Genomic DNA, 12,560 nt, shown 5'->3' with positions numbered 1-12,560 from the left:
AAGGAATACTTGAAGATTTTATACTTGTCAGTTTATACTTTGCAGCACCTCATCTGGCATTGGTACCGGTTTACTTGTGCTTTTAAAGCTGGGCATGGGCGCCTCCCAAGCCTGCAGTTGCTGGCCTAATTTAGCGGCCAGCGCCTTCACGCGCTTGGGGTGTTTGGCGGCCAGGTCGGTCGTCTCGCCCAAGTCTGTTTTCAGATTGTAGAGCTCCATTTTGCCGTCGCGCTGGTGGTAAATCAGCTTCCAGTCACCCTCGCGGATGGCGCTTTTATAGTTGATGCCGGGCCCGTCCTCCTGCGTCCACTTGTTAGGCACATGCCAGATGAGGGCACGGTCTGCAGGTTTTTTATGGGGTGTTGTGAGCATAGGCACTAAACTTTGGCCGTCTACCTTTTGCACCAGGTTATACTTTCCGACCTGCGCCATCTCCAGGATGGTGGGGAAGAAATCCTCGATGATAACAGGTGTAGGATTAACCGAAGCAGGTTTTACCACCCCCGGCCATTTCACCAGCATCGGCACCCGGATACCGCCTTCGTAGACAGAGCCTTTACCGGCTTTGAGCGGCAGGTTTTGCGTGTGGGCTTCGCCCCGTCCGGCATAGGCCAGGCTCAGGCCACCGTTGTCGCTCATAAAAAGAAGTATGGTATTATCGGCCACGCCTTTTTTCTCCAGGTAGTCCATTACATCACCCAGGCTCTTGTCCATGCCCTCCACCATGCTGGCGTAGATGGCGTCGGTTTGGCTCAGGCCAGCGTCGAGGTATTTCTGCAAATAGCGTTTGTCCGGGTCGTAAGGGTCGTGCAGGGCAAAGTGCGCCAGGTGCAGGAAAAAGGGCTGCTGGTTGCGGATAGGTGCTTCCAGGGTTTTCAGAGCCTCCCGCGTGATGGCCTCTGTCAGGTATGTATCCGAGCCGAAGTACTCGGCCATATCCGGCACGGCGTGGATGTCGTAGGGTTTGCCCTGGTTGTTGCCGTAGTTCTGCTCGCCCAGGTAGCTGAGCGGCCGCCCCGCCACGTGCCCAGCCACGTTCACGATGAAACCTAAATTATAAGGATTGGCTCCCGGCGTACCCGGTGTAGCCCAGTGCCCCTTGCCCACATGAATGGTCATGTAGCCGGCCTCGTTGAGCAGCTGCGGCAAGGGCGTGGCATGCACCGTATGCGGCACACCCGCTACCGGACTCAGCCCATTCCTATTCCAGGGGGCAACATCCAGCTGCTCATCCGGGGTATCGGAGTTGCGGTCTTTAAAGGGCATGGTCCAGTTCGTCACGCCATGATGGGCCGCGTTCATCCCCGTCAACATACTTACCCGCGAAGGTGTGCAGACCGGCGTAGCGTAGGCATTCGTAAACTTCATCCCTCCCCGCGCCAGGCGCTCCATGTTGGGTGTGTGGTAGCGCTTGTTCAGCGGGTGTACTCTGTCGGCAAAAGGCACGGACGTATCCATCCAGCCCATATCATCGACCAGAAACACCACGATGTTAGGCCGCTGCTGCGCCTGCACCAGAAGTATAAACCCGAGAAGAAAGTATAAAACCAGTAAGGCTGGCCTGCTTTTCATGTGGTGCGCTGTAAGCTAAAAGTATAAGTCAAACTTCAGGACAAAAGAACTTTTGACAAAGGACAAAGGATGGTTCGAGTATAAACTGTTGCGGGTAGCTTGCCCCTTGGGCAGCCTGTCATCCCCCTACCCCCTTCCATAGGCAGGGCCATTTGACTCTCTTCATTTTGTCATCCTGAAAGGATCTTGTTAAAGAGGGCCCCTACCCCCGCCAGTAGCGATAGCTTAACCTCCCTTCTACCAAGTTTCTTAACAGAATGACAGATTGCTCAGCGCCGTTGTGAGTAGAATGAAACGGCCCTGCCTTCTAAGGTGACATTGGTAGGCTGCAACTATACTTTGTAAGTCCGTTGTCTTTTGTCCTTTGTCAAAAACTCCTTTGTCAAAAAATTACTGGTTCTTCTTCTGTTCTTCCGCGTCTGAAAGCGGCGAAAAGTGAATGCCGCGGGTTTCCCATACCTTGAGGAGCGGCAACAGGGCCTGACGGAACTGCTCGTAGTTCTTGTTCTGTGGCTGCGTCCACCCTACCTCGGCATAGGCGGCCAGGCGCGGGAATACCTGGTAGTGCATCTCCCCTCGCGTCGGTATCCACTCGCTCCACATCTGGGAGCCGGTACCGATGATGTTCTGGTGGTATTCTTTGGCTAGCTCTTGCGGAACCGGATCGAAGTTATAGGCTTTTTGCAGAGGAATAGAGCTGAAGTTATAGTCCAGGTACGTCATGGAGTGCAGCGAATTCACCAGTTGGTATCCTTTCGAGGCAGCCTGCTTGATCAGTTCTACATCGCCTTTCCAGAAATGCACCACCACGTTTTTGGCCAGCTCGGTCTCGGCATTGGCATCTGCTTTCTTCTCCTCGAAGTCATGGTGGATGTTGATGCCCATGATCTCGTTCCAGCCCATCATGCGGCGGCCGTTCTGCTCGATGTACTTGGAGATGTTGTTGGTGAAGTGCACCTGCAAATCGGCGTAGGTTTTGATGCCATGCTCCTTCATGTAGGCATTTACCTGCTTCGATTTCTCCCAGGCTTCATAACCCACTTCATCCCCACCGATGTGGATGACCTTGGATGGGAACAGCGCAAACACCTCCTGCAGCACGTCCTGGAGGAACTCCTGTACTTTAGGGCTGGTCACGTCGTAGATGTCGTAGAAGCGGCCGAACTTAACCGGCACTTCGATGTTCTGGTTATCCGTGCCCAGCCAGGGGTAAGCGGCTATGGCAGCGCTGGCGTGGCCCGGCATTTCGATTTCCGGCACTACGTTGATGTGGCGCTCAGCGGCATAGGCTACCAGTTCTTTTATCTCCTCCTGGGTATAAAATCCGCTGTGCGGCTCCCCGGATTGCTTGTTGCTGTTCCACTTCTTCTCCCCTACGGCCGTGCTCTTTCTAACCGAGCCAACCTCCGTCAGCTTGGGATACTTTTTGATTTCGATGCGCCAGCCCTGGTCGTCTACCAAATGCCAGTGGAAGGTGTTCATCTTCAGCCGGGCCATCTCGTCCAGCAGCAGCTTCACCTCTTCCTTCCCTTTAAAATGACGGGCCTCATCCAGCATAAAAGCGCGCCACTCAAAACGAGGGACGTCTTCGATAGCAACGGCCGGCATAAATTTGCCTTCAGAAGTATGGATAGCCTGCAGCAAGCTCTGCACACCGTAGTGAATGCCCGCTGCCGTGGCTGCTTTAACAGTTACCTGCGTTGGCGTAGCGGTCAGTCTATACCCTTCCTTGCCCAGATCTTTGGACAGCTTCTTATCCAGCTCCAGGCTGATGGTGTTCTTCTTTCCTTTGCCGGCATTGGTCGGGAGGTCCTGGTTATACTTCTCCTGCAGGGCCTTTTTCAGGAAAGCGGCTTCCTTATCTGCCCCGGAAGTATACTGAATAGTCTTGGCACTGCTCAGGGTAAACTGCCCCTTTGCCAGCTCGATTTTATTGGGCCTCGGGATGATGTTCAGCTCCTGCGCGCCGGCCTCAAAGGCGGCTACCAGAACCAGGAGGAGAAGGTAGAATAGTTTTTTCATGGGGTGAGCGTTTGTTTAGAAGTATGGATTCTTTGCTGTAAGTCAGGTTGATTTCGAAGTATGATTCTTAGCTGGCTGGCTCCTGCTTTACCAGTTCGTAAATGCGCACCGGTCGCTCGCTTTCTGTGGAGAAGGTCAGCTTCGAAACATTTTTTAGTTTGCTGCTATCCAGCTCGATGTAGCTGCGGTTGCCGCTGTAGATGGTCTGCTGTTTACCGTTTCTGCCGGGTGCGGTGATGGTATACTTGGCGCCGTCGTTCTTTAAAAGTAGTACGAGGCCCGCTCCCCTCAATTCCTGTGGCAGTGTAATGGTTACCGGCTGCTGGCTGGTGAGCGTTTGGTAGGTGTTTATACTTTTGTCGTGGGCAAAAACAGACTCGTTCGCTCCGGCTGCTGGCTTCACTTCCAGGCGGAATTCCTTTAGGTAGAAGTTCTGGCGTTTGTCGGAAAAGTTGCGGAAGCGCACATACTTTATACTTTGGTCGGCCAGGTTTATACTTCCTTTGCCACGCTCTGCAGTGGCCTCTGCTTTCGTCCATACTTTTCCATCTTTGGAGGTCTCAAAAACGCCCCAGCTCAGCAGGTTGTTGTTGCTCAGGTTAAAGTATAAAGCGATGGCCTGTAATGCTTCAGCCGGCTTGAAACCAATGTACTCGCCGCTATCCAGGTAGGCTACCTCCAACATGGGCGAATAGGCAATGCCTTTGTTATTAACCAGCAACGGTTGGTTCGCCAATCTTTGCGACTGGCTGTAGCTCGTAGAGGCGTCAGTATTTGCACCGGCTATACTTTGGTTTCCGCCCAGGAAGTGGATACCGGTTAATTTATAGACCTCCTCCACAAAAGGCGTCAGCACCAGCGAGCCGGTTTTCACGCCCGGCTGGTAGGGGTTTTGGTTCAGCGTGGCATCCACGGTCGCCATACTATCGAGCACGGCTTCTACGCGAAGGTAGTTGGCCCAGGCGGCGGCAGGGTTCAGGTTCATGCGACTGTCCACCATATCCAGCGTATGGGTACCGGCTTTGCCCAGCAGCTCAAACTGCAACAACCATGGCTCCAACTGCTCTACCAGGCGCTTATTCTGGCTCTTGCTTCTAATCTCGGCAGGGGCCTTGGCTATACGTTCAAACTCCTGCTTTATCCTGCCGGCTTCTGCCGTTGAAGGGTGCAGCCCGTTTCTATAGGTCTCCAGGAAAGTATGGATGTAAGGCTTTATCTCCACCGACTCATCGCGGCGGTAACGGTGGCCATTCGGTCCGGGGTCGCTGTTGTGGGCATTGAAGGTTCGGAAGGCCTCCGGCGCCTCCGGCATCACGTACTGGTTGGCTGCCTCCCAAGCCTGCTGTGGGTCATAGGTTTTCATGTTCCAGCTATACAGAGCCACCCCGAAAATGGCCACTTTCGAGGCCTCGGCCTTGTCCATCGGGTTGGTCACAAAGCCTGACATATCATGCACTGCCTCGGTGTCGATGCCATAAGAAGGCCCCATCAACAGATGGTTGCGCACGTAATCGCTCACCGGGAAATTCCACCACACGTAGGCCGGCCGCTGGATGCGTTTGTTCACCCATTCCAGTCCTTCCTTGGTGATGTCGTGCACCACGGTATTGCCCGTCCACATCACATGAATAGCCGGGTCGAGCTGCTCGCCCAAGATATCCAAATAGGTACCCGGCTCCTTGTTCGCCCAGCCTTTGTTGTACTCGGTCGGGCACATAATCAGCGGGGCCACGTCTTTTTTCTTGTTGATGAACTGGCGCTGGATGAAGTTGAGCATGTTCGCCTGCATTTTAGCATCAGTTCCGGCACCGGAAATATCGTCGAAGAAGACGGCAAAGGCGCGCACGCCCAGGTCATACATCTGGTTAAACTTCGTGATGATGGCGCTGCTGTCAGCCTGGTTCCACTGGATGTCTTTGCCTGGGTGGATGGCCCACACAAAATCCACTTTGTTGCGTTTTGCTTCCTGCACCACCTCTTTTAGCTGCTGTGCTTCCTGCTCGGGGTATGGCTTGCGCCAGTTTGGGGAGGAGTGGTATGGGTCGTCCTTGGGGCCGTAGATATAGGTGTTCAGTTTGAGTTTGCCGTAAAAGCGCAGCTGCTCCAGGCGGTCCTGGTGGCTCCAGGGCTCACCGTAAAAGCCTTCCACCGTGCCGCGGTAGGCCACATCCGGGTAATCGGTGATGGTCGCCTCTGGCAAGGTTATACTACCGTTGGCCTCTTGCTGCACCAACTGCGACAGCGTCTGCACGGCATAGAAAACCCCGCGCTCGTCAGGAGCTTCTATACTTATGCCTGCAGGCGTTACCTCCAGTTTATAGGCACCCGAGCGCTGCAGCGGTCCCTCCCCCTTCTTCAGCTTCTTTACCTTCAGCGGCAGCGACTTTCCTTTTCCCGCTACTGGTAAAATGCTGCCAAGCAACTCCAGCGTTGCCGGGTCCTTTTTCAGGCCACTTACCTTGTAGGAATGGGCCGGCGTGAAACGCTGCTGGCTGATGGTTGCCTGCTGCGGCAGCGGCACGATTTGCTGCGCCGTCGCCGTAAAAGAAACCAGAAGTATAAAAGCAGCCAGGCTGCGTTGAATAAGGGTGAGCATTATAGTGTAATTTGTTGCTATTGGTCTCTCCTACACTTTGAAATAGGAGTGGTTATACTTTTTATTTTTATCTGGCGCAAGTTTTAAACTTGTGCCTTATTGTGATGTCGAGTTTGCAACTCGACTGGGCCGGAGGCCCAACTATAGCCAGTCACGAGCGAGGACGCTCGCGCCATAAGTATACTATTTGTTGAGCCTCCCCTACTGCTTGCAAAGCCTCCTGCCGCTGTTTGGGCTTGCAGCCCAGTCGGGTTACAAACCCGACCCTATTGATAGGCACGAGTTGCAAACTCGCGCCAGCAGAAGAAGCTTTTAGACAGGCAGATTCTTAAATATTCCCGCCCTCTTTAGCCAACAACTGTTTGGCGCCGTCGTCCTCATACTTGTCGAGCAGGCCGTCCAGCTGTTTTCTGAGTTTGGCGGTAATTTTCTCATAGCCTTTCTTGCCGTAGAGGTTGTTCATTTCGCTTGGGTCTTTCTGCAGGTCGTAAAGCTCCCATCCCTCTACCCTTTTGTAGAAACGGATGAGCTTGTAGCGGCCTGTCTTGATGCCAAAGTGCGGCGAAACGGAGTGCTCGCCGTTCTCATAGTAGTGGTAGTACATCGCGTCGCGGCCTTTGGCTTTCTTACTGGTCAGCAGCGGCAGGAACGACTCGCCCTGCATGTCCTTCGGAATGGTCACCCCGGCGGCATCGAGCATGGTCGGCGCAATGTCAAGGTTCATCACGAAATGCTCTGATTTGGTGCCCGGCTTTACCACGCCCGGGTAGCGCATCACCATCGGCGTACGGAAGGACTCCTCGTACATAAAGCGCTTATCGAACCAGCCGTGCTCGCCCATGTAGAAGCCCTGGTCCGACATGTAAATCACGATGGTATTATCGGCCAGGCCGTTCTTATCGAGGTAATCGAGCGTGCGGCCAATGCTGCGGTCCAGGGAGGCGGCCGTGGCCAGGTAGTCGCGCATGTAGCGCTGGTACTTCCACTCCACCAGCTGCTTGCCCTGCAGGTTGCGCGCCATCAGGTCGTTGTAGATGGGCTGGTAGTAAGCTGCCAGTCTTGCCCGTTGCTCGGGGTTCATGCGGACGATGTTGCCCTCGCGGGTATTTTCATAATCCGGGTACATCTTCAGGTCATAGCCCATAATCATCGTTTTGTCGATGGTCATGTCCTGCACACGCGCCGCCTCGCGGTTGGTATAGTTGTCGTAGAAGTTGGCTGGCAGCGGGAAGGTTTTATCATCGAACATGCCCATGTCGTCCAGGTCCGGCATCCAGGTGCGGTGCGTGGCCTTGTGGCCAATTACTAAGGCAAAGGGTTTGCTCTTGTCGCGACTGTCGAGCCACTCTTCGGCTACATCCTCAGTGATACTGGTCACGTAGCCTTCGATGCGCTCGCGGCTGCCGTCCATGTTGATGAAGTCGGGGTTGAAGTAGTGCCCCTGGCCCGGAAGTATTTTCCAGTAGTCGAAGCCCTGCGGGTCGCTCTCCAGGTGCCACTTGCCTACCCAGGCCGTCTGGTAACCGCCTTTGCCCAGCTCCTTGATGAAGCTGTTCTGGCTGCCGTCGAAGTGGGAGTTCTCGTTATCCTTAAACCCGTTCTTGTGGCTATACTTGCCTGTAAGGATAACGGCGCGGCTCGGACCGCAGATGGAGTTGGTCACGTAGGCTTTGTTGAAGGTGGCGCCTTCTTTGGCAATGCGGTCGATGTTGGGTGTCTGCATCAGGTTGCCACCGTAGGCGCTAATGGCCTGAAAGGCGTGGTCGTCGGACACGATGATGACGATGTTGGGCCGTTTGGACGGCTGCTGTGCCAGCGCCGCAAAGCTCCACACAAAAGCCGCCATGAGTAAGAGTACTTGCTTCATCATAAACGAAAGTTATACGTTGTTACCTGCTTTTTCCTGCTTGTTTGATTTCCTGCAACAGCTGTGCTAATTCCTTTACCTTCTCCGGATGCTGTGCTGCCAGATTCTGCTTTTCGCCAATGTCCTCGCTCAAGTTGTAGAGCTGTGGCTCCGGCGCGTTACCCAGTTCTATATCCGTCAGGGGATTATAAGCTCTCCCCTGGCTGGGTTCGATATACTTCCAGTTGTCTTTTACAATGGCCAGCGTGCCCGCATGCTGCACTAAAACGCTCCTGCCTTGTCTGGATTTCCCAGTCAGAGCCTTCCTCATATCCTGACTGTCGGGGGCATCGGTGGGGGCCAGTGGCTGGCGCAGCAGACTGGCAAAAGAGGCCACCAGGTCCACCTGCGAGACCATGGCATCCGATACGGCTGGCTTTATTTTACCGGGCCAGCGCACAATCCAGGGCACGCGGGTGCCGGCCTCAAAAGCGCTATACTTGCCGCCGCGCAAAGGGCCAGCCGGCATGTGGCCGTTTCGCTTCGTTACCGCCTCATCCTCATAGCCATCGTCCAGCACCGGGCCGTTATCGCTGGTAAAAATGATGAGGGTATTTTTCGCCAAGCCCTGCAGTTCCAGCTCTTTCATAATCTCTCCCACGGCCCAATCCATCTGCAGGATTACATCGCCCCGGTAGCCCAGCTCGCTCGTGCCCTTAAAGTATGTGGAGGGCATGCGCGGCACGTGTGGCTCGGTGAGGGAGTAGAACAGGAAGAACGGCTGCTTTTTATTATCCACGATAAAGTCTTTCGCTTTCTGCAGAAAGGTAAGCGGTACTTCTTCGTCAGTCCAGCGGGCTTTGGTGCCGCCGCTCATGTAGCCAATGCGGCCAATGCCGTTGATGATGGTATTGTCGTGCCCGTGGTTGGGCGAAGCTTTCATTTTGAGCAGTTCCGGGTTCTCTCTTCCGGTAGGCTCGTTGCCTATTTTCTCCCTGTAGTTTATCTGTATGGGATCTGCCGGGTCAAGCCCTACTACCCTGCCATTTTCCATGAAAACAGTAGGCACCCGGTCGGCAGTGGCCGGGAAGATAAAGGAGTAGTCAAAGCCTACCTCGTTGGGTCCGGGCTTAATGTCCTCGTTCCAGTTTTTCTCTACTGCATCGCCCAAACCCAGGTGCCACTTGCCCACGATGGCGGTAGCATACCCGGCTTTCTTGAACACGCCTGGCAAGGTTAGTTTATCGGTGGGCACCACCAATGCCGCATCGCCGGGCAACACGCCGGTTCCCTGTTTTCGCCAAGGGTACTCGCCCGTCATCAGGGCATAGCGTGAGGGGGTACAAGTGGCCGAGGTGGCATAGCCACGCGTAAAGCGGATGCCCTGTCCGGCTAACTTATCCAGGTGCGGGGTGGAGATTCGGGTGTCACCGTAACTGCCCAGATCGCCGTATCCCAAGTCATCTACATAGATCAGGATAACATTCGGCTTCTGTTGGGCATACGCAAAGGGAGCCATGCAAAGTATGGCCAGCAACAGACAGAGCGTATGTATACTTTTTTTGCCTAGCATGATGTACTATAGGTTAGCCTGTAGTTGATTACTTGTCTGGTAGACCCGCACCCAATCCACCACCATCTGCACGGGCAGGTCTTCGTCTTTTATACTGCCCACCCAGTTGCCGCCAAGCGCCTGGTCCAGGATGATGTAAAACTCCTCGTCGAAGGGCCACTGCGAAGAGTTGGCGTTTTTGATTTTAGGGTATGAGAATGTTTTCTGGCCGTTGATGAAGAAGTCAAGCCGGTCGGGGTACCACTCCAGGCCATAGGTGTTGAATTCGCCTTCCCGGAACGGGGGGGTGGCGAAATATACGGGGTTTGTTTTCTGTTGTAAGTTATCGATGTAGTGGCTGTGCAGGGTCTGGTACACGATAGAGTCGTAGTTGAGGTGCTCCATAATGTCGATCTCCCCGCTGTTCGGCCAGCCGCCATACTTGCTTTCCTGCGGCATAAGCCAGATGGCAGGCCAGGAGCCTTTGCCCTTCGAGAGCTTGGCTCTTACTTCTACTTTGCCATACTTAAAGGCAAACTTGTCTTTGGTTTGGATACAGGCGGTCTGGTATTTGGCCGTATCTGCCGGGTCCTCATTCAGAATGCCGCGTAAGTATAGCTGGCCGTCTTTCACGAACGTGGTGGATGGGTTATCGGCGCAGTAGCAGGCCCAGTCAGGGGATTTTCTGCCGGAGAAACTCCATTTTGCAGGGTCAGGTGCCCCGTCCGTTTCGAACTCATCATCCCACAGCAATACCCACTCCACTGGCTTTGCCTTTTGCGGAATAGCTGTGCAGCCGGCACAAAGTATAAGCAGTACTAAAACCCAGAGCCTCTGTATCATTTTTTGTTGAACTTAATAAAAAGGGTAAAGGGGCTGCACAAGCTAAAGCCTGGCAGTCCCTTTTCCCTTACTTAAACTAAAACTACAACCTCAATCTAATCAAATATTCACCTTTTGATGATTGACTATTCTGTTGCGCCGGCATTGGCCTGCAGCGGCCAGCCCGGGTTCTGGTAAATAACCGAGCCATCTGCGGCGCCCTGTGAAGTGATCAGGAAGTGCTGTATGGCAATCGGCTCCAGATAATGCGCATTGGCCCAACGGTATCCGTCCTTCACCAGGTTGCTGCCACTCAGGTTCACGCGGTAAGGGCGCAGGTACAGGCTTTCTGACTTCTTGGAAACGTTGGCCGTTTTACCAGCAGTCTCTGCCTCAATCAGTTTCGACTCCCCAGTCTTTTCATCCACGTACCACTCCTGCATCGGGCCCCAAACTTTAAAGCCTTCAACAATGTATGGCTGTGTCTTAAGTTGATCCAATGCTCTCCAGCGTTTCAGGTCTGTATAGCGCATGCCTTCGGCCATCAGCTCGGTGCGGCGCTCACGACGGATGTTGTAGAGCGTTGCGTCGGTCAGCAGTTTTCCGGCAGAATAAGCGGCAAAGTCATTCTTAGCCTCCTGGTTCATGTCAGTCGCTGCAATGGTCACGTTGAAGTCAGGGTTCACGCCAGCTCTCTCACGAATGGCTCTCCAGTATTGCTCGGCCTTGCCGTTGATGCTTCCTTCTTTCAGGTAAGAAGCCTCGATGTAGTTCAGGTAAGCCTCTACAGCACGGAACACGATGCTTCCGGTAGAACCGTGGCTGCCCTCAGCCTCACTAAAGCTATAAGCCACACCCTTCTTAACAGAGTAACCCGTTACGTCACGTGTCTCAGCCAGACCAACAATGTCCGGATTGCCAAACACAATAGGTGAACCATCCTGGTTTGTGTTGCCTTTATACATCAGCTCGCCAGGAGCCTTCATGAATATTTGCAGGCGGTTATCACGATCCTCTTTCACGTCTTCAATGTAGTCGTCTCCCTGGTAGCCGGAACCCGCTGCATAGATAGGCAGGCCGTTGCTCATCAGGAAGTTGTCCACGAAGCCTCTGGAAAACCCGGTGTTGCCACCATTGCGGTTCAGGTAGTGGTTCACGTTGTGGTTGATACCCTGCGTAGGGTCATATTGACGCCACAGTAGCACCTCACTATACTTGCTCAGGCTCTGATCTCCGAACATTTTAAAGTAAGGGTTGTTGGAAGAGTCATACCCGTTGTCCTTGGTGTTTTCTACCAACGGTACTGCATCCGCAACCGCAGAAGAAGCCTCCATTGCCTGCGTCAGGAAGTAGTCGATCTCAGCATCGATGTCGATGCTGAAGTTATCTACTTTACCTTGGCCCGGCCAGCCTGCGCCACCTGGTACGTGGGCTGTGCCTTTGTGGTACAGCAGCCAGGTAGCCTCATGCAGGGCTACTCTGGACTTGAAAAGCTGGGCCGCATGCTGGGATATCCTGTTTTTACCGCCCGGAGGCGCTGTGCTCAGCAACTGTATGGCCGAGTCCAGGTCGGAGATAATAAAGCGGGCCACCTCATGGCGCGGTCTGCGCTTGGATTCCTGTGTCAGCTGCTCCGCCTTGTCTGGCAGGGTTGTCTTTACAATCGGGAAATCACCTACCGCCTGAACTTTGTTAAAGTATTCGTAGGCACGCAGGAAGTAGCCTTCGCCTATATAATGGGCTACGTTGCTGGTGTTACCTGTTATTTTTCCCTCCTTCCAGCGGGGCACTACAGTCTGCAGGAAGTAGTTGGTTTGGCGGATGTTACCAAACTCCCAGGCACCACCAGCCTGTGGCACGCGCCATTCGCCAGGTACCCAGCGGTTAGCGTAACCGCTGCTCACTTGGTTATCGGTGTGGTTATCCGAACTGAAGGTACCCGGTCCCCAGCCACCATGTGTCGGGAAGTTATACCGGGCGATGGTATAAGCCGCCAGGTCCGCCTCACTCCAAAGGTATTTGTCCGGTGTTACGTCAGACAGAGGCTCCCTGTCCAGGTAATCGTTACAGCCTGTTATCCCAACAAAGCCGAGAAATAACAGCACTGCATATAACTTATTGCTAATTGATCTATTCATTACGATGGGTAA

The 12,560-nt window shown here is 53.9% G+C and carries 7 protein-coding genes; all 7 read right to left on the bottom strand.

Features of this window, described 5'->3' with window-relative positions; translation table 11 throughout:
* Positions 1–27: 27 nt before the first annotated feature.
* The 7 genes from C8N40_RS14525 to C8N40_RS14495 all read right to left on the bottom strand — a co-directional run bounded on the left by C8N40_RS14525 (position 28) and on the right by C8N40_RS14495 (position 12,515).
* Positions 28–1,572, bottom strand: a complete 1,545-nt coding sequence (locus C8N40_RS14525) for a sulfatase (protein WP_108212500.1) — start codon at positions 1,570–1,572, stop codon at positions 28–30.
* A gap of 390 nt (positions 1,573–1,962) precedes the next feature.
* Entirely contained in the window at positions 1,963–3,594 is a 1,632-nt protein-coding gene (locus C8N40_RS14520) for a beta-N-acetylhexosaminidase (RefSeq protein WP_108212499.1), read from the bottom strand.
* A gap of 67 nt (positions 3,595–3,661) precedes the next feature.
* The gene (locus tag C8N40_RS14515) at positions 3,662–6,190 is read right to left on the bottom strand and encodes a beta-N-acetylglucosaminidase domain-containing protein (RefSeq protein WP_108212498.1); all 2,529 of its coding nucleotides are present in this window, start codon (positions 6,188–6,190) and stop codon (positions 3,662–3,664) included.
* A gap of 328 nt (positions 6,191–6,518) precedes the next feature.
* Entirely contained in the window at positions 6,519–8,060 is a 1,542-nt protein-coding gene (locus C8N40_RS14510; RefSeq protein ID WP_108212497.1) for a sulfatase/phosphatase domain-containing protein, read from the bottom strand.
* 19 nt (positions 8,061–8,079) lie between these two features.
* The gene (locus C8N40_RS14505; RefSeq protein WP_108212496.1) at positions 8,080–9,609 is read right to left on the bottom strand and encodes a sulfatase family protein; all 1,530 of its coding nucleotides are present in this window, start codon (positions 9,607–9,609) and stop codon (positions 8,080–8,082) included.
* A 6-nt stretch (positions 9,610–9,615) separates the two neighbouring features.
* Positions 9,616–10,431, bottom strand: coding sequence for a glycoside hydrolase family 16 protein (locus tag C8N40_RS14500; RefSeq protein ID WP_108212495.1), 816 nt, complete (start codon positions 10,429–10,431; stop codon positions 9,616–9,618).
* Positions 10,432–10,556: 125 nt separating this feature from the next.
* Positions 10,557–12,515: a RagB/SusD family nutrient uptake outer membrane protein gene (locus C8N40_RS14495; RefSeq protein ID WP_245905133.1), complete on the bottom strand. Its 1,959-nt coding sequence runs from the start codon at positions 12,513–12,515 to the stop codon at positions 10,557–10,559.
* Positions 12,516–12,560 lie beyond the last annotated feature (45 nt).

This window comes from Pontibacter mucosus (assembly GCF_003054055.1).
In the GTDB taxonomy this organism is placed as follows: domain Bacteria; phylum Bacteroidota; class Bacteroidia; order Cytophagales; family Hymenobacteraceae; genus Pontibacter; species Pontibacter mucosus.
This window is presented reverse-complemented; position numbering and strand designations above follow the sequence as displayed.